At 68.7% G+C, this 24,006-nt stretch carries 19 protein-coding genes and 1 tRNA gene; 13 read left to right on the plus strand and 7 right to left on the minus strand.

The annotated features are described in order from the left end of the window. Nucleotides 1-15: 15 nt before the first annotated feature. The 8 genes from AC1KAT_RS02130 (at nt 16) to AC1KAT_RS02165 (ending at nt 9,870) form a co-directional block, all read left to right on the plus strand. Nucleotides 16-1,233 (plus strand): glycerophosphodiester phosphodiesterase, encoded by a 1,218-nt coding sequence (locus AC1KAT_RS02130; RefSeq protein WP_480322299.1) that lies wholly within the window; start codon nt 16-18, stop codon nt 1,231-1,233. A gap of 36 nt (nt 1,234-1,269) precedes the next feature. Then, nucleotides 1,270-2,247, plus strand: a complete 978-nt coding sequence (locus AC1KAT_RS02135) for a DUF72 domain-containing protein (RefSeq protein WP_480322301.1) — start codon at nt 1,270-1,272, stop codon at nt 2,245-2,247. Nucleotides 2,248-2,255: 8 nt separating this feature from the next. After that, nucleotides 2,256-3,464 carry a succinyldiaminopimelate transaminase gene (dapC, locus tag AC1KAT_RS02140; RefSeq protein WP_480322303.1) on the plus strand — a complete coding sequence of 403 codons (1,209 nt, stop codon included), beginning with the start codon at nt 2,256-2,258 and terminating at the stop codon, nt 3,462-3,464. A gap of 30 nt (nt 3,465-3,494) precedes the next feature. Then, a complete protein-coding gene (gene dapD / locus AC1KAT_RS02145) occupies nt 3,495-4,313 on the plus strand; it encodes a 2,3,4,5-tetrahydropyridine-2,6-dicarboxylate N-succinyltransferase (RefSeq protein WP_480322305.1) in 819 nt (272 codons plus the stop codon). A 53-nt stretch (nt 4,314-4,366) separates the two neighbouring features. Next, nucleotides 4,367-5,566, plus strand: a complete 1,200-nt coding sequence (locus AC1KAT_RS02150; RefSeq protein ID WP_480322307.1) for a PilT/PilU family type 4a pilus ATPase — start codon at nt 4,367-4,369, stop codon at nt 5,564-5,566. A 304-nt stretch (nt 5,567-5,870) separates the two neighbouring features. Further along, nucleotides 5,871-7,019, plus strand: coding sequence for a succinyl-diaminopimelate desuccinylase (dapE, locus tag AC1KAT_RS02155; protein ID WP_480322309.1), 1,149 nt, complete (start codon nt 5,871-5,873; stop codon nt 7,017-7,019). Then, complete coding sequence (prmB, locus tag AC1KAT_RS02160; protein WP_480322311.1) at nt 7,016-7,918, plus strand: 50S ribosomal protein L3 N(5)-glutamine methyltransferase; 903 nt, start codon at nt 7,016-7,018, stop codon at nt 7,916-7,918. The genes dapE and prmB overlap by 4 nt, the downstream gene beginning before the upstream one ends. Beyond that, nucleotides 7,915-9,870, plus strand: coding sequence for an ABC-F family ATP-binding cassette domain-containing protein (locus AC1KAT_RS02165; protein ID WP_480322313.1), 1,956 nt, complete (start codon nt 7,915-7,917; stop codon nt 9,868-9,870). The genes prmB and AC1KAT_RS02165 overlap by 4 nt, the downstream gene beginning before the upstream one ends. Before the next feature lie 54 nt (nt 9,871-9,924). Here AC1KAT_RS02165 and AC1KAT_RS02170 read toward each other — a convergent pair whose 3' ends face one another. Next, nucleotides 9,925-11,850, minus strand: coding sequence for a methyl-accepting chemotaxis protein (locus AC1KAT_RS02170; protein WP_480322315.1), 1,926 nt, complete (start codon nt 11,848-11,850; stop codon nt 9,925-9,927). Between the two features lie 218 nt (nt 11,851-12,068). Between AC1KAT_RS02170 and AC1KAT_RS02175 the strand changes: the two genes are divergently transcribed. Beyond that, complete coding sequence (locus tag AC1KAT_RS02175; RefSeq protein ID WP_480322317.1) at nt 12,069-12,572, plus strand: MarR family winged helix-turn-helix transcriptional regulator; 504 nt, start codon at nt 12,069-12,071, stop codon at nt 12,570-12,572. A gap of 86 nt (nt 12,573-12,658) precedes the next feature. Beyond that, entirely contained in the window at nt 12,659-13,084 is a 426-nt protein-coding gene (locus tag AC1KAT_RS02180) for an organic hydroperoxide resistance protein (protein ID WP_480322319.1), read from the plus strand. 65 nt (nt 13,085-13,149) lie between these two features. On the opposite strand, the gene AC1KAT_RS02185 is transcribed toward AC1KAT_RS02180, so the two are convergent. Then, on the minus strand, nt 13,150-14,022 hold the full coding sequence (locus AC1KAT_RS02185; RefSeq protein WP_480322321.1) for a GGDEF domain-containing protein: 873 nt from the start codon (nt 14,020-14,022) through the stop codon (nt 13,150-13,152). Nucleotides 14,023-14,087: 65 nt separating this feature from the next. Then, nucleotides 14,088-14,161 (minus strand) — tRNA-Gly (locus AC1KAT_RS02190). A 164-nt stretch (nt 14,162-14,325) separates the two neighbouring features. Between AC1KAT_RS02190 and AC1KAT_RS02195 the strand changes: the two genes are divergently transcribed. Further along, nucleotides 14,326-14,700 carry a lysozyme inhibitor LprI family protein gene (locus AC1KAT_RS02195; RefSeq protein ID WP_480322323.1) on the plus strand — a complete coding sequence of 125 codons (375 nt, stop codon included), beginning with the start codon at nt 14,326-14,328 and terminating at the stop codon, nt 14,698-14,700. A 12-nt stretch (nt 14,701-14,712) separates the two neighbouring features. Next, nucleotides 14,713-15,426, plus strand: coding sequence for a glycine-rich domain-containing protein (locus AC1KAT_RS02200; protein WP_480322325.1), 714 nt, complete (start codon nt 14,713-14,715; stop codon nt 15,424-15,426). A gap of 57 nt (nt 15,427-15,483) precedes the next feature. Here the strand turns inward: AC1KAT_RS02200 and AC1KAT_RS02205 are convergent, their stop codons facing one another. Next, nucleotides 15,484-17,412 carry a beta-propeller domain-containing protein gene (locus tag AC1KAT_RS02205; protein ID WP_480322327.1) on the minus strand — a complete coding sequence of 643 codons (1,929 nt, stop codon included), beginning with the start codon at nt 17,410-17,412 and terminating at the stop codon, nt 15,484-15,486. Between the two features lie 156 nt (nt 17,413-17,568). Further along, nucleotides 17,569-19,218 carry a serine hydrolase domain-containing protein gene (locus tag AC1KAT_RS02210; RefSeq protein WP_480322329.1) on the minus strand — a complete coding sequence of 550 codons (1,650 nt, stop codon included), beginning with the start codon at nt 19,216-19,218 and terminating at the stop codon, nt 17,569-17,571. 293 nt (nt 19,219-19,511) lie between these two features. On the opposite strand from AC1KAT_RS02210, the gene trmB reads away from it, so the two are divergent. Further along, nucleotides 19,512-20,216: a tRNA (guanosine(46)-N7)-methyltransferase TrmB gene (gene trmB / locus AC1KAT_RS02215; RefSeq protein WP_480322331.1), complete on the plus strand. Its 705-nt coding sequence runs from the start codon at nt 19,512-19,514 to the stop codon at nt 20,214-20,216. Between the two features lie 51 nt (nt 20,217-20,267). On the opposite strand, the gene AC1KAT_RS02220 is transcribed toward trmB, so the two are convergent. Beyond that, on the minus strand, nt 20,268-21,161 hold the full coding sequence (locus AC1KAT_RS02220; protein WP_480322333.1) for a transglutaminase family protein: 894 nt from the start codon (nt 21,159-21,161) through the stop codon (nt 20,268-20,270). A gap of 201 nt (nt 21,162-21,362) precedes the next feature. Further along, entirely contained in the window at nt 21,363-23,834 is a 2,472-nt protein-coding gene (locus AC1KAT_RS02225; RefSeq protein WP_480322335.1) for a circularly permuted type 2 ATP-grasp protein, read from the minus strand. Nucleotides 23,835-24,006: the final 172 nt, after the last annotated feature.

Raw genomic sequence — 24,006 nt, forward strand, 5'->3', positions numbered from 1 at the left:
GAACGAGGAGACCCCATGAAACGACTCATCACCCGCCTGGCCGCCGTGGCCTGCGCCTTCAGCTTCATCGCCGGGCCCGCCCAGGCCGAGCCCGGCCGCCACCACGGCCATGGCGATCGCTTCGACCGGCCGCTCGTCATCGGCCACCGCGGGGCCAGCGGCCACCTGCCCGAGCACACGCTGGAGAGCTATGCGCTGGCCATCGAACTCGGCGCCGACTTCATCGAGCCCGACCTCGTCGCCACGAAAGACGGGCACCTGATCGCACGCCACGAGCCCAACATCACGAACACCACCGACGTGGCCAGCCGCGGCGAGTTCGCCTCGCGCCGCCGCACGATGGTGGTCGATGGCGCCACGGAAGAAGGCTTCTTCGCCAGCGACTTCACGCTCGCCGAAATCAAGACGCTGCGCGCCGTGCAGCCCATGGCCGACCGCCCGCAGCAGTTCAACGGGCAGTTCGAGATCCCGACCTTCGCCGAGGTGATCGAACTCGCGCAGCGCAAGGGCCGCGAAGTGGGCCGCACCGTGGGCGTGTACCCCGAGACCAAGCACCCGACCTACCACCAGAAGCTCGGCCTCGCGCTCGAGCAACGCCTGCTCCACCTGCTGACCCGCTACGGCTGGAACTACCGCGAGGCACCGGTCTACATCCAGTCGTTCGAGCAAGCCAACCTGAAGGCGCTGCGCCAGATGACGCGCGTGAAGCTCGTGCAACTGATCGACGCCAACGACGTGAACCCCGACGGCTCACTCGACTTCACCGCGCCCTATGACCGCCCCTACGACTGGACGGTCTCGGGCAAGCCCGAACTGCTGGCCCGCACCTTCGCCTACCTGACGACCGACGCCGGCCTGAAGGAAGTGGCTTCGTACGCCGACGGCATCGGCCCCTGGAAGCGCTACATCGTCAGCACCGTCGCCGACCCGGCCGGCACCGGCCCGGGTGAAGCGAAGCTCAAGCTCGCCCCGCCGACGGATCTGATCCAGCGCGCGCACCGCGCCGGGCTCGTGGTGCATGCGTACACCTTCCGCAACGAGCAGAAGCGCCTGCCGTCGAACTACGCCGGCAACCCGGTGAACGAGTACGTTCATTTCTACGGCCTGGGCATCGACGGGGTGTTCGCCGACTTTCCCGACACCGCCATCGCCGCCCGCGTGCTGCACAAGCTCAAGACGGAGCCGGATTACGCGGATTGCCTGACCGCCGAGGCCCGCCGCCGCTGCGACTGATCGCAGCGTCGGGCATCTGGATTGCCGGAGGCGGGCATGGCCCGCCCCGACCTCCGCATCGGCATCTCCGGATGGCGCTACGCCCCGTGGCGCGGCGTGTTCTACCCCGACAAGCTGCCCCAGCGCCGCGAGCTCGAATACGCCTCGCGCATGCTGCGGACGATCGAGATCAACGGTTCGTTCTACTCCCTGCAAAGTCCAACCTCTTACGCGGAGTGGCATGACGCCACGCCCGATGACTTCGTCTTCTCGGTGAAGGGGCCGAAGTACATCACCCACATGCGGCGACTCAAGGAGGTCGAGACCCCGTTGGCCAACTTCTTCGCCAACGGCCTGTTCGAACTGAAGCGCAAGCTGGGCCCCATCCTGTGGCAGTTTCCGCCGATGCTGCCTTTCAAGGCGGACCGCTTCGAAGCCTTCTTCGCGCAACTGCCCCACGACACCGAGGCCGCCGCCCAGATCGCCGCGCGACACGATGACCGTGTGCAAGACCGCTGCAGCCTCGACCCGCACGGCAAGCGGGCGCTGCGCCACGCGGTGGAAACTCGCCACCCGAGCTTCGACGACCCGGCCTTCATCGCGCTGCTGCGCAAGTACCGCATCGCGCTGGTCGTGGCCGACACGGCCGGCAAATGGCCCTTGCTCGAAGACCTGACTGCCGATTTCGTCTACCTGCGCCTGCACGGTGACAAGGAGCTGTACGCCAGCGGCTACAGCGACGCCGCACTCGACCGCTGGGCGGCGCGCATCCGCACCTGGAGCGCGGGCGGCCAGGTGGACGACGCCCGGCTCGCCGCCACCCAGCCAGCGCCTCGGCGTGCCAAGCGCGACATCTATGCTTACTTCGACAACGACGTGAAAGTGCACGCGCCCTACGACGCAGCCACGCTGGCGCGCAAGCTGGGCCTCGCGAGCCCGCTGGGTGAGCAGGGCCAGCCGGTGTGGCCGCCGGGCTGGCAAGCGCCGGCACTGCGGACCGGCGGCGAGGCCTTCGGCAAACGGCCTCCCCGATAATCCGGCGGATGAATCCGCTGCTGGCCAAGCTCCACCCCTACCCCTTTGAACGGCTGCGCGCCCTCACCCAGGACGTCACCCCCAGCCCCGCGCACAAGCCCATCAGCCTGGGCATCGGCGAGCCGAAGCACGCGACGCCGGCGCTCATCACCGAAGCGCTCACGAACAACCTCAAAGGCCTGGCCGCCTACCCCGCCACGGCCGGCGAGCCCGCCTTGCGCGAGGCCTGCGCCGGCTGGGTCGAACGCCGCTACGGGGTGAAGCTCAATGCCGCGACCCAGGTGTTGCCGGTCAACGGCTCGCGCGAGGCGCTGTTCGCGCTGGCGCAAACGGTGATCGACCCGACGCAACCTGGCGCCACCGTCGTCTGTCCGAACCCGTTCTATCAAATCTACGAAGGCGCGGCCCTCCTGGCGGGCGCGCAGCCCTTCTATGCCAACAGCGACCCGGCGCGCAATTTCGCCGTCGACTGGTCGCAGGTGCCCGACGCGGTGTGGGCGAAGACGCAGCTGCTCTTCGTCTGCTCGCCCGGCAACCCGACCGGCGCGGTGATGCCGCTCGACGAATGGCAGAAGCTCTTCGCCCTGAGCGACCGGCACGGCTTCGTGATCGCGTCCGACGAGTGCTACTCGGAAATCTTCTTCCGCGACGAGCCGCCGCTGGGCGCGCTCGAAGCCGCCGTGAAGCTCGGCCGCGCCGACTTCAAGAACCTGATCGCCTTCACCAGCCTGTCGAAGCGCTCGAACGTGCCCGGCATGCGCTCAGGCTTCGTGGCGGGCGACGCGGCCGTGCTGAAGCAGTTCTTGCTGTACCGCACCTACCACGGCAGCGCGATGAGCCCCACCATCCAGGCTGCGAGCGTGGCCGCATGGAACGACGAGCAGCACGTCATCGACAACCGCAACCTGTACCGCCAGAAGTTCGCGCAGGTCACGCCCATGCTGGCCGAGGTGCTGGACGTGAAGCTACCCGACGCCAGCTTTTACCTCTGGGTGGGCATTCCTTCTCAGGTCTGCGGCGGCGACGACGTCCGTTTCGCCCGCGAACTGCTCGCTCAATACAATGTCGCGGTTCTGCCGGGCAGCCTGCTGGCGCGCGAGGCGCACGGCATCAACCCCGGCGCAGGCCGCATCCGGCTGGCCCTGGTGGCCGGCGTTGACGAATGCCTCGAAGCGGCGCAACGCCTCGTGGCATTCACCCGCAGCCACGCCGCTTGAGCGCCCTGCCCCTCCTACCCCTCTGAAGTCATGACCCAGCAACTGCAAACCCTCATCGAAGCCGCGTGGGAAGACCGCGCCAACCTGACCGCCGCCAACAAGGAAGTGCGTGACGCCGTCGAGCACGTGATCGGCGAACTCGACGCCGGCCGCATCCGCGTGGCCGAGCGCCAGGGCGTGGGCCAGTGGACGGTGAACCAGTGGGTCAAGAAGGCGGTGCTGCTGTCCTTCCGCCTCAACGACAACCAGTTGATGCAGTCGGGCGACCTGAGCTTCTTCGACAAGGTACCGACCAAGTTCTCGGGCGCCGACGAGGCCGCGATCCGCGCCACCGGCGTGCGCGTGGTGCCGCCGGCCGTGGCGCGGCGCGGGTCGTACCTCGCCAAGAACGTGATCCTGATGCCCAGCTACGTGAACATCGGCGCCTACGTCGATGAAGGCACCATGGTCGACACCTGGGCCACCGTCGGATCGTGTGCGCAGATCGGCAAGGGCGTTCACCTGTCCGGCGGCGTGGGCATCGGCGGCGTGCTCGAGCCGCTGCAGGCCAACCCGACCATCATCGAAGACAACTGCTTCATCGGCGCGCGCTCCGAGGTCGTCGAAGGCGTGATCGTCGAAGAGAACTCGGTGATCTCGATGGGCGTGTACATCGGCCAGAGCACCAAGATCTACGACCGCGCCACCGGCGAGGTCACCTACGGCCGCATCCCGGCCGGCTCGGTGGTCGTGAGCGGCAACCTGCCCAGCGCCGACGGCAAGTACAGCCTGTACTGCGCCGTGATCGTGAAACGCGTGGATGCACAAACGCGTTCCAAGACCAGCATCAACGACCTGCTGCGCGCTTAAGCTCGCACCATCCGGGGATCGACCGCGTCAGTCACACACGAAGGGGCCACAGCATGACGGTGAACCAGGGCGGCAACATGGAGCGCGTGCTCCGGCTGATGGCCGACAAGAATGCCTCCGACGTGTACCTGTCGGCGAACACGCCGATCCTCATCAAGATCAACGGGCAAATCCTGCAGCTCAGCGACCAGCCGCTGAGCCCGATGCAGCCGCGGCAACTGATCGCCGAGCTGCTGACGCCCACACAGATGGAAGACCTCGAGGACACGGGCGAACTCAACGTCGCCGTGGGCTTGAGCGGGGTCGGCAGCTTCCGGCTCAGCGCGTTTCGCCAGCGGGGTTCGATCGCGGCGGTGTTCCGCCACATCCCGCACGACATTCCGGCGCTCGAAACGCTGAACCTGCCACAGGTGCTGAACACGCTGATCTTGGAGAAGCGTGGGCTGATCCTGATGGTGGGCGCCACGGGCACCGGCAAGAGCACCACGCTCGCGTCGATGATCGAGCAGCGCAACCAGCAGATGACCGGCCACATCCTGACGATCGAAGATCCGATGGAGTTCATCTTCACCAACAAGCGCTCGGTGGTGAACCAGCGCGAGGTCGGCCGCGACACGCAATCGCTGCAGGTGGCGCTGAAGAACGCGCTGCGGCAGGCGCCCGACTGCATCTACATCGGTGAAATCCGCGACCGCGAAACCATGACCGCGGCGATCTCGTACGCGCTGTCGGGCCACCTGGTGCTCTCGACGCTGCACGCGAACAACAGCTACCACGCGCTGGGGCGCATCTTGTCGTTCTACACGCCCGAGTCGCGCCCGGCCCTGCTGTCTGACCTGGCCTCGGGCCTGAAGGCCATCGTGTCGCAGCGGCTGTTGCGTGCCACGGCCGGCGGGCGCCGCCCGGCGGTCGAGGTGCTGCTGAACACCAAGCTGGTGTCCGAGCTGATCGAAAAGGGCGACATCAGCGGCGTGAAAGAGGCGATGGAAAAGTCGATGGCCGAAGGCTCGCAGAGCTTCGAGGCCGACATCGCCCGCCTGATCACCGAGGGCGTGATCACGCGCGACGAAGGCTTGGCCTATGCCGATTCGCCCACCAACCTGATGTGGCGCCTGCAAAACGACATGGACCCGGTCTCACGCGTTGTGCCCAAGAAAGAAGAGCAGGACGACCACGCGAGCTTCACCGAAATCACGCTCGACGTGCCCGCTGACGAAGGCCGCAACAGCGGGTTCCGGGCCACGCGGTTCTGAGCGAGAACGCGCGCCGGGCAGGCGGTGGGGTGGGTGGCGGCAGGGCCGATTCTTGGCATGTGGCCGCTTGAGGTGAAAATCCCGGCCTGCGCGAAGTGCGCAATGCAGCCCGTCCCAGCGCGTTGCACTTGGCCGCCCCTGGGCCGGGGCGTCGAAGCGTGGTGCGCGCGTTGCGGGCAGAGGCCGCAGGTCACGTGCGCTTCCCGTTCGGGCTGAGGTATCGAAGATCCTGGTCGCCAACCACCAAACCCGTTCGGACTGAGCTTGTCGACGTCCCGCTCCCGCCCTGCCATTGTTCTGACCCATGTCTGCCGTTCTGAACCTCACCGAAGACCTGATCGCCCGCCGTTCCGTCACCCCCGACGACGGCGGTTGCCAGGCCTTGCTGACTGAGCGCTTGGCACCGCTGGGCTTCACCTGCGAAACGCTCACCTTCGGGCCCGACAACTTCTCGGTGACCAACCTGTGGGCCGTGCGCCGCCCCACGTTGCCGGGCGGCAAGCTGCTGATGTTCGCCGGCCACACCGACGTGGTGCCCACCGGGCCGCTCCACCAGTGGCTCAGCGACCCCTTCGTGCCCACGCACCGCGACGGCAAGCTCTATGGCCGGGGCGCAGCCGACATGAAGACCTCGATCGCCGCGATGGTCGTCGCCATCGAAGAGTTCGTCGCCCAGCACGGTGATCGCTGCGGCGGCATCGCCCTGCTCATCACCAGCGACGAAGAAGGCCCCTCGGTCGATGGCACGGTGAAGGTTGTTCAGGTGCTCAAAGAGCGCAACGAACAGATCGACTTCTGCATCGTCGGCGAGCCAACCTCGGTGCACACGCTGGGCGACATGATCAAGAACGGCCGCCGCGGCTCGCTCTCGGGCAAGCTCACGGTCAAGGGCGTGCAGGGTCACATCGCCTACCCGCAGCTCGCCAAGAACCCGATCCACCTCGCCGCGCCCGCGCTGGCCGAACTGGCCGGCGTCGAGTGGGACCGTGGCAACACGTACTTCCCGCCGACGAGCTTCCAGGTGTCGAACATCCACGGCGGCACCGGTGCGACGAACGTCATCCCCGGCGAGGTGGTGATCGACTTCAACTTCCGCTTCTCGACCGAATCGACACCCGAGTCGCTGAAGGCACGCGTGAACGCGGTGCTCGACCGCCACGGCCTCGACCACCACACAGCGTGGACGCTCGGCGGCGAACCCTTCCTCACGCCGGCCGGCACGCTGTGCACGGCGCTGGGCAACGCCATTCGCAGCGAGACCGGCGTCGAGACCGAGTTGTCCACCACCGGCGGCACGTCCGACGGGCGCTTCATCTTCAAGATCTGCCCGCAGGTCGTTGAATTCGGGCCGCTCAACGAGAGCATCCACAAGATCAACGAGCACGTCGAAGTGGCGTCGCTCGAACCCTTGAAAAACATCTACCGCAAGACACTGGAAGGCCTGCTGCTATGACCCTTGTTGAATTCATCACCGCGCAAAGCGCCCGCCTCAAACAGGCGGGCGTTTCGTTTGGGCATGGCACGACCAACGCGTTCGACGAGGCCGCCTGGCTGGTGCTGTGGGCCCTGGGCATGCCACTCGACGAGCTGGAAACGAAGGCCAAGCGCGAGGTGACGCCCGAGCAGGCCGCCAAGGCCGAGGCCGTGGTCACCGAGCGCATCGAGTCGCGCAAGCCGGCCGCCTACCTCACCCAAGAAGCCTGGCTGCAGAACGTGCCCTTCTACATCGACGAACGCAGCATCGTGCCGCGCTCGTTCATCGCCGAGCTGCTGGCCGACGGCGAAGGCGACGGCACGCTCGACGCGTGGCTGTCGGACCAGACCCGCACCGTGCTCGACCTGTGCACCGGTAACGGCAGCCTCGCGGTCATCGCCGCGATGGCCTACCCCGAGGTCACGGTCGATGCCGCAGACATCAGCGAGGACGCGCTGGCCATCGCCCGCATCAACGTGGACAAGCACAAGCTCGCCAAGCGCATCACGCTGATCCAGTCGGACCTGCTCGACGGCGTGGCCGGCCCCTACGACCTGATCGTCTGCAACCCGCCCTACGTCAACGCACAGAGTTTGGCCGCGCTGCCGCCCGAGTACCAGCACGAGCCGCAACTCGCGCTGGCCGGTGGCGACGACGGCATGGACCTGGTGCGCCGCATCGTGCGCGACGCGCCGGCCAAGCTCAGTGCACACGGCGTGCTGGTGCTCGAGATCGGCAATGAGCGCGCGCACTTCGAACACGCCTTTCGCAAGCTCGAAGTGGCGTGGCTCGACACCAGCGCCGGCGACGACCAGGTGCTGCTCGTGACCCGTGATGCGCTGGCCAAGTGGACGGCCCGCGCGGAGAAAAAACAATGATCAACCTGAAAGACGTGACGCTTCGGCGCGGCACGAAGATCGTGCTGCAAGAGGCCAGCGTCACGCTGCAACCCGGCGAGAAGATCGGCCTCGTGGGCCGCAACGGCGCCGGCAAGTCGTCGCTGTTCTCGCTGCTGACCAAGCGGCTGCAAAGCGACGCGGGCGACGTGAGCATCCCGCCGCGCTGGCGCGTGGGCGAAGTCGCCCAGAACATGCCCGAGACCGAACAGGGCGCCACCGATTTCGTGCTCGAAGGCGACACGCGGCTGATGGAAGCCAACGCCGCGTTGGCCGCCGCAGAGGCCGCCGACGACGGCCACGCCATGGGCGACGCGCACCAGGAAATCATGGAAGCCGGCGGCTTCGAGGCCCGCCCCCGCGCGCAGGCCCTGCTGATGGGCCTGGGCTTTCGCGGCGACCAGCTCGACGCCCCGGTCAACAGCTTCTCGGGCGGTTGGCGCATGCGCCTGCAGCTCGCCCGCGCGCTGATGTGCCCGGCCGACCTGATGCTGCTCGACGAGCCGACCAACCACTTGGACCTGGACGCCCTCGTCTGGCTCGAAGCCTGGTTGAAGCGCTACGAAGGCACGATGATCGTCATCAGCCACGACCGCGAATTTCTCGACGCGATCACGCAGGTCACGCTGCACCTCGATGAGACGCGCCTCACGCGCTACACCGGCAACTACACCGCCTTCGAAGAGATGCGTGCCGAACGCCTGCTGCAGGCCCAGGCCAACTTCGCCAAGCAGCAAGAGCGCATGGCGCACCTGCAGAAGTTCATCGACCGCTTCAAGGCCAAGGCCAGCAAGGCCAAGCAGGCGCAGAGCCGCGTGAAGGCCCTCGCGCGCATGGAAAAGCTGGGCCCGGTGCTCACGAGCAGCGACTTCCAGTTCGAGTTCCGCGAGCCCGTCAGCCTGCCCAACCCGATGCTGGCGTTTTCGATGATGAATTGCGGCTACGACGGCCGCGCCATCGTCAAAGACATCAACCGCTCGGTGCTGGCCGGCCAGCGCATCGGCATCCTCGGGGCCAACGGCCAGGGCAAATCGACGCTGGTGAAGACCATCGCCAAAGAGATCCCCCTGGTGTCGGGCGAAGTCACCGAGGGCAAGGGCTTGTCGATCGGCTACTTCGCGCAGCAAGAGCTGGATGTGCTCTCGCTCGACGACGGCCCGCTGATGCACATGGTGCGGCTCGCGCGCGACGTGGGCCCGCAGGCGCGTGAACAAGAGCTGCGCGACTTTCTGGGCTCGTTCCGCTTCGTCGGCGACATGGTCACGCAGGCCGTGGGCACGCTCAGCGGCGGCGAGAAGGCGCGCCTCGTGCTGGCGATGCTGGTGTGGCAGCGCCCCAACCTCTTGCTGCTCGACGAGCCGACCAACCACCTCGACCTGACCACGCGCGAGGCGCTGTCGATGGCGCTGAACGAGTTCGAAGGCACCGTGATGTTGGTGAGCCACGACCGCGCCCTGCTGCGCGAGGTGTGCGACGAGTTCTGGCTGGTCACCGATGGCGCGGTCAAGCCCTTCGACGGCGACCTCGACGACTACCAGAAGTGGCTGCTCGAACAATCGCGCGAGATGGCCAAGGCCCAGCGGGGCGCCCCGGCCGCCAAAGCCGCGGCCCCGGTGGTGGTGGCCGCCCCGGTGGCACCCGCCCCGGCCCCGGCCAGCCGCGACGACCGCAAGAGCAACGCGCAGGCCCGCCAGAAGGTCGCCGAGCAGACCAAGCCCTTGCGCAACGAAATGGCCAAGCTCGAACAACGCATGGCCGGGCTGACGCGTGAGAAAGAGTCGATCGAAGCCGAACTGGCCTCACCCGGCGTGGCGCCGGCCCGCCTGGCCGAACTGGGCAAGCGCTTGAAGCAGATCGGCGACGACAACGAGGCCGCCGAGCTGCGCTGGCTGGAGCTGACCGAGCAGGTCGAAAGCTTGTCGGGCAAGGGCTAGGCCCGGAGCACCCGGCGCACCCGGCAGGCAGCTTCGCCGGGCGCCGGCGCTGGCTCAGGCGGTACGAAACGCGCCCACCACCTGCACCAGGCGCACGGCTTGCTGCTTGAGGCTGTCGGCGGCGGCGGCCGACTCTTCGACCAGCGCGGCGTTCTGCTGCGTCACCTGGTCGAGCTGGCCGACGGCTGTGGTCACGTCCTGGATGCCCGAGGTCTGCTCTTGCGTGGCGTGGCCGATCTCACCGATCAGCTCGCTCACGCGTTTGACCTGCGTGACGATGTCTTGCATGGTCGCGCCGGCATCGTTGACCAGTTGCGAGCCGGCTTCGACGCGCGTCACGCTGGCGCCGATCAGGCTCTTGATCTCTTTGGCGGCTTCGGCGCTGCGCTGGGCCAGCGAACGCACTTCAGACGCCACCACCGCGAAGCCCCGGCCCTGCTCGCCCGCGCGTGCGGCTTCGACGGCGGCGTTCAGCGCGAGGATGTTGGTCTGAAACGCGATGCCGTCGATCACGCCGATGATGTCGCTGATCTTGTGCGAGCTGGCGGCGATGTCGCCCATGGTCGCCACCACCTGGCCCATCACTTCGCCGCCGCGCGTCGCCACGTGGCTGGCCTGCCCGGCCAGGCTCGAGGCGGTGCGCGCGGTGTCGGCGTTGTGCCGCACGGTCTGCGACAACTGCTCCATCGACGAGGCCGTGCGCTGCAGGCTCGCGGCCTGCTCTTCGGTGCGCTGGCTGAGGTCGGTGTTGCCGACGGCGATCTGATCAGAGCCCGTCGCAATGGCTTCGCTTGAATTCTTGATGTCGGCCACCACACCGGCCAGCGTGTTCATCGAATGGCCCAGGGCCTCGACCATCTGGCCGAGTTCGTCTCTCGACTGCCGCTGCACGCGGTGCGTCAACTCGCCGCGCGCCAGCGCTTGTGCCGCGGCCAGCGCCGCCGCCACCGAGCGTGAGGTCTGGCGCGTGATGGCGACCATCAGCCACAGCCCGAAGCCCAGGCCGAGCGCGGCACCGCCGAGCAGCAGCATCAGGGTGCGACGGGCCTGCGCCACGCCGGCGTCGATCCGCTCGCGCAACACCTCGAAGGCCGTCGTGCCGAGCGCGAATTGCGCGTCGATGTGCTGGGTCATCGCGGCGAAGTAGTCAGCCGAGGGCTGGCTCAGCACCTCGGGTTTGACGATCTGGTAGTCCACCATGTTCACGGCCTGCGTGGCGGCGTCGCTGGCCGACTGCGCCTGCTCGGTGAGCCGGGCGTTCAACGTCGCGCCCACGTCGCGCATGCGTTCGAACGACGAGGCCGACTCTTTTTGGCGGTGACGCGCCGCGTCGAGCAGGGTGGCCATGCGCAGGCGCTCGTCGTCGCTGATCTCGCGCTTGGCCAGCAGGCCGGCGCCACGACCGCGCGCCTGCGCCAGCAACTCGGTGAGCGCGGGCAGCTCGTCGAGCACCGCACGGGCGAGAAAGTGCCCTGCCGCGTCTTCTTCGAGCGACAGGCCCGAGGCATCGGCCACGGCGGTCAGGGCGTCGAGCTGCTCGCGGATCAGCATCGTGTGGCGCAAGAAGCTCGTGCCGGCGGGCAGCGAGCCGGCGTCCACCTCGGCGGCGAGGCGGGTCCAGTCCGCCTTCAGCTTGTCGCGCCGCTGCGCCATGGCTTCGTTGTCGTAACGGCCTGTCGAAGCCAGCGCGCGTTCGAGGGCCTGGTCCACCTCGCCTCGCAGCGCCTGGCGTGCCTGCGCGCGGGTCGCGTCACCGCCCAGCACCGCCGAGGTCAGCCCCCGGTGCTGCTGGGTCAGCTTGATGAGCGCCAGCAGGTCGGCCGCCGGTTGCATGCCCGCGGCCCGAGCGCCCAGCTGCGAAACCTGCTGCAAGCCCTGCTTCACAACCATGGCCGTGGGCGGCAACACCAACGCCAGCGCCAGGGCGCCGAGCAACGCGAACTTCTGCCAGATCTTCAAGGAGCCGATGAGGTGGGTCATGGAAATCGAAAGGGAGGGTCGATCAGGGAAACGCGTCGCGACAGCGCAAAAGCGACGACACAAGCGCCCTGATTTCGGCACCAGCGCAGTGGGCTTGAGCGGTTCGTGCCTGCCACATCGGCCCATGGGTCGCAGCGCCTGAGGCAAAACCCCTGGGCGAGCACGGGCAATTAGATTGCACACAATTTAATTTTCGCCAATTGAATACAGTGCGAGCCATGCCGAACACCCGCCGCCCCGCCGCCAACGACGATCGCAACGCCGACGCGTGGCTGCAACTCGACCGCCAGCTGTGCTTCGCGCTGTACTCGACCTCGCTGGCGATGACCAAGCTCTACAAGCCGCTGCTGGCGCCGCTGGGCCTGACCTACCCGCAGTACCTCGTGCTGCTCGCGCTGTGGGAAGCCGACGGCGCCTCGGTCGGTAAACTGGGCGCGCGGCTGTTTCTCGACTCGGGCACGTTGACCCCGCTGCTCAAGCGCGTCGAGGCCGCCGGCCTCGTGCAACGCCGCCGCGCCCCCGACGACGAGCGCCGCGTGCACGTGCACCTCACTCCCGCCGGCCAAGCGCTCAAGAAGAAGGCACGCTGCGTGCCCACGCAGCTGAACCAGGGCGCCACCACACCGCTCGACGACATCACCGCCCTCACCCAGCGCCTGCAGCAACTGCGCGCCGAGTTGCTGTCGCGCATGGACGCATCGGGCGAGGCTGCCAGCGCCTGAGCGCCGATGCACACCGGCCACGTTTCACCCGCCGCTGCAGTGCCAGCGGTTTTCTCACCCCATCCCACCCACTGAAAGGTCTGACCATGAAGCTCGAAAAAGCCCTCTACACCGCCACCGCCACCTCGACCGGTGGCCGCGAAGGCACGTCCAAGTCGTCTGACGGCGTGCTCGACCTGCGCCTGACCACGCCGAAAGAACTGGGCGGCAACGGCGCCATCGGCACCAACCCCGAACAACTGTTCGCCGCCGGCTACTCGGCGTGTTTCATCGGCGCGATGAAGGTCGTGGCCGGCAAGATGAAGATCGCCCTGCCCGCCGAGACCAACGTGACGGCCGACGTGGGCATCGGCGCCATCCCGGCCGGCTTTGGCATCGAGGTCGCGTTGAAGGTCAACGTGCCGGGTCTTGAGAAGGCCACCGTCGAGCAGATCGTGCACGCCGCCCACCAGGTGTGCCCGTACTCGAACGCCACGCGCGGCAACGTCGAAGTCACGCTGAGCGTGGTCTGAGCGTGTGTTGATTTGATGTGAGCAGCGCGCCCGCCCTCCCGGCGGGTGCGTGCCCATGTCAGGCGCTATTCGTTGGCGGCACCGCCGCCGTAGGCGCGCGACAGCGAGGCCGCCGACGCGTGGCGCAGCAGCTCTTCGGGCTGGCGGCCGTCTTGCGGAAACTGGGCCACCCCCGCGTGCGCCGACACCCCCACCGCGCTGCCCGCCACGTTGAATGGCTCGCGCAAGGCGCGCATGAGCTTCATCACCACACGCTGCACATCGGGCAGCGTTTCAGTCGAAGGCAGCAACACCGCAAACGCATCGGCCCCGAGCGAGGCCACCACGTCGCTCGCGCGCAGGTTGGCACGCAAGCGCACCGCCACCTTGCGACGCACGACGTTGGCCGACTCGGGCCCGTGGCCGGCCTCGATACCCGCCAACCCGTCGATGCGCAGCACCAGCAGGTTCACCGTGGCGTTTTCGCGCTCGCGCAGCGCGATGAACTGGCTCATGTGCTCGACGAACTGGTGCCGATTGGGCAGGCCCGTCATCAGGTCGGTCGCGTAGGCCTTGCGCGCTTCGAGTTCGAGGCGCTTGCGCTCGATGGCCCAGCGCAGACGCGACACCAGCGTCGCCGCTTCGTCATGCGCCACCACGTCTTGCACGCCACCTTGCACGAGGCGCAAGGCCACGCTCGCATCGACCACCGGGCAGAACACCAGCACCGCGCTTTCAGCGCAGGCCGTGGTGAGCGAAGGCCAGTGCAGCAGCGCGTCGAGCGCTTCGCCACCGGCCAGAGAAACGACGGTCGCTTGCGCGGGGCTGGAGCCGGCAAACGCATCGAGGCCTTCGGCGCGGTCCACCACCCAGCCCGGCACGCCATCGAGGCCCGGCGCAGACATCGCGGCCGACGCGCCTTCGGCCAACCACAACACGCGCAACACGGCCTCGTCCATCACACCCACCTGCCCCGTCGAAGACAAAAACAACGCGGGCCGCACGATGCGGCCCGAAGGGATTTTGGAGCGGGTGAAGGGAATCGAACCCTCGTATGAAGCTTGGGAAGCTGCCGTTCTACCATTGAACTACACCCGCGATGGGGGCGGATTCTAGCGCGGTGAGGGTGGCATTCGCCGACGCGGGATCGACGGTTGACACGGACCTGGGGGCGCAATCACCTCGACACCTGACAGCGTCGGCCATGAGCGCATGGCCAGCCTAAGATCCACCGAACCGTTCAACAAAGTCAATCACCATCGATGCAGAGAACACTTCTTCCCCTGCTGCTGTGGCTCTGCGCTTCGTGCGCCTGGGCACTCGACTGCAACAAGGCCGAGTCGACGCCCGACCTGAACGAATGTGCTGCGCGTGAGCTGAAGGTCGTCGAGGCCCGGTTGAACAAGGTCTACCGCGCAGCAATGGCCCGCATCAACTCGCCCGACCACGAGCCGCACATCCAGGTCGAGATGAAGAAGGCGCTCTTGAACGCGCAACGCGCCTGGGTGACGTTTCGCGAGAACGAGTGCCACTACGTCTTCCTGCAAAACATCAGCGGCACGATCCGCTCGCTGGAACGCATCGGCTGCATGCGATCGCACGCACTCCTGCGCATCCAGCAGCTCGGCGGGCAGTGAGCGGCGCCGCCGATGACCTTCGCGCTGTTGTTCATCACGGCCGCATTCGCGATCCTCACGGCGCACCTGTGGCGGCGGCAAATGGGGCTGCGTCGTGAGGCACACATCCGCACATTCACGCTGCCGCCGGGCTTGTTCGACAAGCTGCGCAAGCAGCACCCGCACCTGTCGCTGAAAGACTGCCAACTCGTCGCGCATGGGCTGCGGCAGTTCTTCCTGGCTCACTTGAAGAGCCGGGGACGGCAAATCTCGATGCCATCGCAGGTGGTCGATGACCTGTGGCACGAGTTCATCCTCTACACGCGCAACTACCAACAGTTTTGCCGCCAGGGCTTCGGGCGCTTCTTTCATCACACGCCAGCAGCGGTGATGAGCGGCGGCGCATCGGCGGGCCATGAGGGGCTGCGCCGTTGCTGGCAGGCCGTGTGCCGCGAAGAGCACATCAACCCGCAACGGCCGACGCGCTTGCCGCTGCTGTTTGCGCTGGACGCGAAGCTGCGCATCGTGGGCGGCTTTCACTACGCGCTCGATTGCGTGGCAGCACGCGCGAACTCGCTGCACGGCGACGGCGGCCCGGCCATCTATTGCGCAGGCGACCTGGCCGCCGCGTCGTCGACCAGTGGCTCGGGCAGCCATGACAGAGACTCGCGCGACGACGCGGGTGGCGGCTCAGGCTGCGGCGGGGGCGGCGATGGGTGCAGCGGGGGTTGCGGCGGCGGCGACTGAAGGCCCGCATGGCCCTCGGTCGCGCCGCGTCACCTGCCGCCGGCGCACCGGGCCCGCTCAGTCGCCCTCGCCCCATGCACCGCGCGCGCGGGCCTTGGGGGTGAAGTCCACCCGCCGCCGCTCTTCGATGCGTTCGCCGCTGAAGCCGCGGGCGATGCGGCCTTCGACGAGCTCGTAGCCCATCAGCGCGAGCACGCGGTCGCCGAGGAAGATGGGCCGCGCGTTGCCGTACCAGTCCACGCACGAGGCCTTGCAGCCATCGTCTCGGGCTGCGATGCGCCCGGCGCTCAGGCGGCCCATCGTGCGAAAGGCGAGGTCGCGCTGGCGCAGGTACAGCACGGCAGCGGTGCCGTGCGGTGAGCCGTTGCTGGCGCCGAGCACGGGCAGGCCGAGCAAGCCTTCGCCGTGGGCCGTGGGTCGGTAGAAGAAGCCGTGCGTGCGGCTCTCGCCTTGTGTGGCGCCGGCCTGCACGTGGCGGCCGGCGGGCTGGGCTTCGTCGGCCCCGAGGCGGATGCTGCTGAAGTGCAGCCCGCCGCTGCCGGCGCCGACGAGCAGCGCGTGTTCGCCCAGGGCTTCGATGCGTTCGACGCCATGGGGCACGTGCAGCGGCGTGGCCGTGGCGTCGTCGGCCGCGTAGCGCACCGCGTGTGCGGGCGGCGTGCCCGTGCGGCCGCGGTCGCCGCCGGTGCCGCCCCACAGCAGCCAGTCGCCGACGAAACGGTTCTGCACCGACCAGCCGGGCACGGTGGGCAGCTCGCGGTAGTGGCGGGGGCCGGCGGCGCTGCGGCCGTCGCCGAAGTCGGCGAGAGGCACGCGCAGCAGGGCCATGTCGCCGTGGGTGCGTTCGCTGCCCCACATGCCTTCGCCGGCGCCCCACTCGCGCAGCAGCACGTTGAGGTGGCCGCTCGCGTCTTCTAGGAAGGACATCTGGTCGATGGGCACGCCGCTGGTCTTCAAGGCGGTGGGCGCGCTGCCGTCGAGCGGCAGGCGAAACACGGCCGAGCTGGCGCGCGGTGCACGGCCCCGTGTGCGGGGCGCGCCGGCCGTCCACACGTAGACGGAGCCGGCCGACACGTAGAACACGCGGCCCGCCGGGCCGAGCACGGCGGTCGATTCGCAGCGCAGGGGGCGCGCAGCCAGCTCGCAGGCGGTGACGGTGTGCAGCGCGAGCGGCTGGGTGGCGTCGAACTCGTCGTCGGTGCGGTGAATGCGCGTGGCCGGCAGGATGCGTTCGAAGCCGTGGGCGGTGTCGCCCTGCCAGCGGCGCAGGCCGGGCATCCAGTGCTGCGGGGCGAGGCCGCCCGCGCGCAGGAAGCTCGGTGTGTAGAAGACGAGTTTCGTGCCGATCAGGCGGCTGGCGTAGTTGCGCGCCGAGTAGTAGTCGAAGCTGCGCAGGTGGTAGGTCTCGCGGTAGCGCAGGGTGCCGTCGCGTGCCAGCTCGAACAGGCCAACCTCGGTGCCGCCGCGTGCGTAGCTGTAGCCCACGACGACGACGGTCGAGCCCGACACGAGCAGTTCGTCGTACCAGGCGCCGCCGGGGTCGCTGCCGGGCGCGAAGGCGTCGATGGCGGCCACGGGCTGCAGGGCGTCGCCCGCGACACGCACGGTGAAGAGCCGCCCACGGCGCAGCACCACGAGGTGGTCGCCGGCGCGTTTGACGATGCCGCCTTCGTCCACCCCGGCAGTCTGCACGTTGGTGATGGATTCGTCGGCGGTGGCAGACTTTTCGGCGATGGCACCGGCCGTGGCCTCGGCCGCCGGCGCGGGGGCGGCCGACATCGCGAAGGGCTTGGACGGCATCGCGCGGCGGCGCTCGCTCTCCAGGCGCTCGGCGCGTTCGCTCCAGCGGGCGAGGGCCTGGTTCAGCTCGGCCTCGCTGGCGTAGGCCGGCAGCGCGGTTTTCGCGGGCGGTGGCGTGGGGGCGGCGAAGGTGGCCGTGCCGACCAGGGCGACGGCCCAGGCGGCGAGCAGGGTTCTGGCATTCATGTTCAAGCCCTCGTGAGTGATGACACGGGGTTGAACGGCGCTGCGCGACAAACGGGGTGAAGACGCCAAAGAAAAAGTCCACGGCCCTTGCGAGCCGTGGACTGCCGTGCCACGCGGCGGGTGCGACGCGGCGCACCCGCTGAGGTCAAGCCGCGATCAGCGGCCGCCTTCCCAGAGCTTCAGGTCGGGGGCGTAGTTGCCCGCGCCGTAGGCGTTGCAGAAGCCGGTGGGGTTGCCGCGGTACACCGGGTCGAGGGCGATCACGGCCGGGCGGATGGCCTGCCAGAAGCGCGCGGGCTCGGCGCCCGACTGGCCGCCCGAGTCCTTGACGACGATGACCATGTCGAGACCGCGGTGGACGATGATGTACTGGCCACCCAGGCCGGCCGCGAAGAACACGCCGACGTCGTACTGCTGCGGTGCGCAGCTCGAGCGACCGCAGTTCGGTGCGTTCGAGACCGGGCCGTGCGGGTAGCTGCGGTACTGGGGCTTGGGCGTGCAGGCGTCTTCTTCTTGCAGCCAGGTCAGGTAGCCGTAGCGCGTGTTGGCGTCCTCGAACGAGGTGTGACCCAGGTTGTAGAGGTAGTTGACGTCCACGATGCGCTGGCCGTTCCACACGCCGCCGTTGTTCATCAGCAGGCCCAGGCGGGCCATGTCGCGGATGGTGGTCTGCCAGCTGGTCGCGAAGTTCTTGCTGCTGTCGGACGTGCCCCAGGTGGAGTTCTCGAAGCCCAGCGGCGTGGCCAGGAAGCGGCGCCAGAAGGTGCCGATGTTGCTGCCCAGCCGTGCGCTGTCTTGCGCCACGACGGTGTTGACCACATCGCTCAGGCGGTTGATGGCGTCGCTGCCGACCGTGTCGTACTGGAACTCGCGGTTCGGGTAGTTCAGGTTGGGCGACGCATCGCTGACCATGCCCAGCACGTGGGCGGTGGTCGAGGCCGACTGGAAGGTGAAGCTGTCAAGCCAGTGGTCGATGCGCTGGAACTCACCCAGAGGGCCGCGCTTGCGCGTGCTGGTGACGGGCAGGTTCTTGGTCTGGTGGATCAGTGCGCCGACGGTCAGCGCGCCCATGGTCTTGGTGGTCGAATAGACCTGGCTGGCCGAGTCGCGGCCGCTCGGGTAGTACTCGTGGCATAGCTTGCCGTAGCGCACGATGGCGTACGACAGGTTCAGCGTGCGGTTGGCCTGCTGCAGCGCGGCGGCATCGAGCTTGCACTCGGTGCCCACGTTGGCGGCCGACACCAGCGTCCACGGGCCGGTGCCCGGGTCACGCAGGCCGACCGGCGGCGGGTCGGTCGGGCCACCGCTGCCGGTGCCGTCGACGCGCACATTGGCGACGGTGTAGTTCTCGAGCGACGAGTTGGCGCTGACGCGGAAGCGCACGTACAGCGTGGCCTGGCCGGCGGCCGTGCTGGGCAGCGCGAAGGTCGTCGCGCCCGACGCGGTGCGGCTCGATTCGAGCGTGGTGTAGGTGCTGCCGTTGGTCGAGAACTCGACGATGCCGGCTTCGCCGGTGTCCAGCCCCGACGAGCTGCGGCTGAAGCTCAGGGTGATGTTGGTGAAGCCGACGGTGCTGATGGCCGACGAGCGGATCGAGCCATCGGTGCCCAGCGCGCTGGCCGTCATGCGGGCGCCATAGGTGCCGGTGCTGACGCTGCCCGCCGAGGTGAAGCCGCCCAGGCCGCTGGCGAAGGATTCTTGGAAAAGCGTGTCGGCCTGGGCCGCCATGCAGGCGGCGCTGGCGGCCAGTGCCACGGTGGCACGGCGGAGCGAGCGCCCGGTGAAGGCGCGGGAACGGGTGGTCATTGGCTGTCTCCAGTTGAGGTATCAAGCCCGTGGTCGGGCTCTTTTGTTTGCGTGACCAATGCCTTGCGGCAACCAGTCACACCGTGGGCGATGCTGCCGAGGCGCCTCTGAAATGCCTTGAACAAAAGCCCCTGAGATGTGAGCAAACTGTTCTATTTGTTTCTAAACGAAACAGACGCCACACCGCGGGACGCCGGTTGGGTGACGCGACGCGGGGAGGCGGCCCGCATGGGCGCGGCACAATCCAGCCCCTTCTTTGTGCTCTGCCGGCGGCGCCAGGCCCCGGGTGTTTCATGTCCGATCCCGTCGAGTCCCCGGCCGCGCCTGTGCGGCGCAGCATCCGAAGCTTCGTCGTGCGCGCGGGGCGCATGGGCACGGGCCAGGTCCGCGCGATCGAAGAGTTGGGGCCACGCTTCGTGCTGCCCTATGCGCCCGAGCGCTTCGACCCCGTCGCCGCCTTCGGGCGGGAGGCACCGCTGGTGGTCGAGATCGGCTTCGGCATGGGTGGCGCCACCGCCGCCATCGCCGAAGGTCGCCCCGACACCGACTTTCTCGGCCTCGAAGTGCACACGCCCGGTGTGGGCGCGCTGCTCAAGCTGATCGGCGAAAAGCAGCTGGGCAACCTGCGCATCGTGCAGCACGACGCCGTCGAGGTGCTCGAACACATGATCGCGCCCGGCTCGCTGGCGGGGGTGCACGTGTTCTTTCCCGACCCGTGGCACAAGAAGAAGCACAACAAGCGCCGGCTCATCCAGCCCGAGTTCGTGGCCAAGCTCGTGACGCGGCTCGCGCCGGGCGGCTACCTGCACTGCGCCACCGACTGGCAGCCCTACGCCGAGCAGATGCTGGAGGTGCTGTCGGCCGAGCCGGCACTGCGCAACACCGCCGAGGGCTACGCGCCCAAGCCCGACTACCGGCCGCTGACGAAGTTCGAGCACCGCGGCCTGAAGCTCGGGCACGGCGTGTGGGACCTGGTGTTCACGCGCGTGGCGGGCTGAGGCCCACCGCCGGTCACGCCGAGCGCGTCGAAGCGCCCGCGCCTCGGGGCCTCACCCCACCGGCACCACACTGACCCACACGTCGAGCTGCTGCTCGGCGCCGCCGAGGATCACGCCACGCAGCGGGGCCACGTCGGCGAAGTCGGCACCCCAAGCGAGCGTGATGTGGCGCGTGTCGGCCAACTGGTCGTTGGTCGGGTCGAACTCGACCCAGCCCCGCGCGGGCGAGTACGCGGCCACCCAGGCGTGCGAGGCGTCGGCACCCATCAGGCGTGCCTGGCCCGGCGGCGGGTCGGTGAGCAGGTAGCCCGACACGTAGCGCGCGGGCAGCCCGTGGCTGCGCAGGCAGGCGAGCATGAGGTGGGCGAAGTCCTGGCAGACGCCGCGGCGGTGCGCGAGCACGTCGTCCACCGAGGTGCTGACGGTGGTGACGCCGGGCTCGAATTCGAAGTCGGCGTGGATGCGCTGCATCAAGTCGGTGACGGCTTCGAGCCAATCGCGCCCCGGCGTGAACGACGCGGCCGCATACGCCTGCGCGGCGGCCGACAGGGGCACCAGTGCCGAGGGTTCGCACATGAAGGCGGCATCGAGGTCGGCTTCTTCGGTCGCGGCTTCGGGCACGGGTTCGTGCAACACATCGCGCACGCCTTCCCACGGTTCATCGGCGTCGGCAGGTGCGGGCCGAGGGCCGACCTCGACGTCACAGGTCATGCGCACACGCAGCATGCGGTGCGCCCCGTGCAGGCCGAAGTGGGTGATGGTGTTGCCGAAGCAGTCGGGCGCGTCATGGCGCTCGTCGGGCGGCGGGTCGATCTGGATCGCGCACGCCAGCAGCTTCTGCCACGGCAGCTTGCGCGGCGTGAGCCGGGCCAGTTGCCACGACTGCGACACCGGCGCGGCGTACACGTAGCGCGTTTCGTGTTCGATGCGGTATCGCTCCATCATGTGAGCCCCTCGCCCGATGCGTACATCGGTCGATCCCCCGGGGGGATGCGGGCCGGCTTGGGAGCGGCCCGGCGCTCGGCCCGTTGTGATGACAGCCCCTCGCCCGATGCGCACATCGGTCGATCCCCCGGGGGGATGCGGGCCGGCTTGGGAGCGGCCCGGCGCTCGGCCCGCGCTGGTGTGGACGCAGGGGGTCTCATGTCAGGCCACCAACGACAACACACTGCGCGAATGCGCGTGCGAGAAGAACTTCAGCGTCAGCTCGTCGGACGCATTGCGTGCCGCGAGTTCGAGCTGCTGCAGCACGCGGGCGAGCGTCTCGCTCTCGGGGTCGAGGTCGGCGGCCTGCAGCGCCTGCAGGGCCAGGTGCGCAGGCTCGATCACGTCGCCGGCGAAGCGGCCGTGCGCGCGTTCGAGCTTGCCGATGTATTCGACCAGGCCTTTCGACTGGAAGGCCACCGAGCGCGGGTTGGTGTCGTCGCGCACCAGCAGGTCGAGCACCGGCAGCCATTCGGGGGCGACGAGGTAGCGCGAGCGGTAGGTGACGGTCGAGTCGGCCAGTTCGAGCAGCCAGTCGAGCCCGCCCGAGCGCCCTTCTTTCACGGCCACCTGCAAGGCCGTGCACAGGGTCGAGAGCCGTTCGACGCGCCGGCCCAGCGACAGAAAGCGCCAGCCGGTGCCGCGCGTCATGCCGTCGAGCACGAAACCCGACAGGGTCATCATCGACGTGACCGCGCGGTCGAGCCAGGCCAGCGCCAGCGGCAACGAACCACCGCGCTGGAACACCGGGTCGCCGATGAGCCGGTTGATGGTGCGCCAGTTGTCGAGCGACATGCGGTCGCGCAGGTTGAAGGCCACGCGCGAGAGCTGGCGCAGGCGCTCGCTCAAGGCTTCGTCGGGGTGCGTCGCGGCGCGCAGCAGCTCAGGGCCGGCGTCGTCGGTCGAGGCGATGAGCCCCATGCGCTTGGCGAGTGCGAGCGTGGGCACGAGGCCGTCTGAATAATCGACCGCCCTTGCGTCGGTGTTGCCGAGCACGGCCGCGATGGCCACGCGCAGCAAGCGCGCCGCCGCGTCGCATCGCTCGCCGTAGCGGCCGAACCAGAACAGGTTCTCGGCCGCACGCGAAGGCACGTTGCCGCGCGAGGTGACGAGGTCGTCGGCCGTGACGGTGCTCGACAGCAGCGAGATGGGCGCGGTGTCGGGCCCGTCGCTCAGCACCCAGGTGTCTTTCGAGCGCCCGCCGCGCTGCATGGCGATGACGCGCGAGTCGCCGTCGCCCGCCACGCGGGTCAGCCCGCCCGGCATCACGCGGTAGCCCTGCGGCGTGGCCACGGCAAACACGCGCAGGCCCACCGTGCGGGCGTGGATGTGGTCGTCGCTGTGCGTGCCCGGGCCGCGTTCGAGCACCGGGGCCTGCGACACGTGCACCCACTCTTGCGCCACGAAGCGCTGCGGCCGCGCCGCCACGCGCGCGTGCAGGGCGGCACGCTCGCCCTCGGACAGGTCGGCACCGAACACCGCCGGCTCGCGCGCGGCGCGGTCGAGTGGTTTGATGATGAGGTGGTCGAGCCGCTGCCACGCGTTGTGAAAGGCGGCCGGCTCGCCCAGCCACCAGGTGGCCACCGAAGGCAGCTTCAGCGGCTCGCCCAGCAGCAGTTCGCTCAGGTCGGGCAGGTAGCCGAGCAAGGCACCCGACTCGAGCACGCCCGAGCCGAGCGCGTTGGCCACGAACACCGTGCCCCGGCGGGCGCAGTCGGTGAGGCCGGCAATGCCCAGGGCCGAATCGGAGCGCAATTCGAGCGGGTCGCAGTACGCGTCGTCTTGCCGGCGCAGGATGGCGTGCACGCGCTTGAGGCCTTCGACGGTCTTCATCCACACCCGGCCGTCGCGCACGGTGAGGTCGCTGCCTTCGACCAGCGCGAAGCCGAGGTAGCGCGCCAGCAAGGCGTGCTCGAAGTAGGTCTCGTTGTACGGCCCTGGCGTCAGCAGCGCGACCAGCGGCGGCCCGTCGCCCTTGGGGGCCCAGCGCAGCAGCGATTCGCGCAGGCTCGCAAAGAACGAGGCCAGGTGCTGCACGTGCAGGTCTTTGAACAGCTGCGGAAAGACGCGCGACACGACGAGCCGGTTTTCGAGCGCGTAGCCGGCGCCCGACGGGGCCTGGGTGCGGTCGTTGACGACCCACCAGCGGCCATCGGGTGAGCGTGCCAGGTCGGCCGCGTAGTTGAAGAGGTGCACGCCGCCGGGCGGTCGTACGCCTTGCAACTGGTGCAGGAAACCGGTGTGGCCGAAGACGACCGAGGGCGGAATGGCCCCGCTGCGCAGCAGGCGTTGTTCGCCGTAGATGTCGGCCAGCACGCGGTTGAGCAGCTCGGCGCGCTGCGCGATGCCGGCCTCGATGGCGTCCCACTCGCTGGCGGGCAGCAAGAGCGGCAGTGGGTCCACCAGCCAGGGGCGGTCGGCGCCCTGCGGGTCGGCGTAGACGTTGTAGGTGACGCCGTTTTCGCGCACCTGGCGTTCGATCAGCGAGAGGCTGTCGCTCACCACCGGCCCCTCGCGCTGCGCGAGCGCGCGCAGGAAGGCGTCCCAGTGCGGGCGGGGTTCACCCGGCTGCGCCAGCAACTCGTCGTAGCGGTCTTCGAGGGCGGCGTAGCCGGACAACAGCTTTCTCAGCATCAACGGGGTCAAGTGCACGGGGTGGCCGATTTTCGTGGATGGCTGCCGCCCGAGCCGGGAGGGCGAACCCTCGTGGCATGCAAGACGAATACCCGGGCTTCAGGGGTGGCTTCGCACCACCCTGCACCGCGAGGCGCTGCGCTCAGAGACGCGGCGTTTTGGGCGTGCCGAG

Source organism: Piscinibacter sp. PDB5-1 (assembly GCF_056676035.1).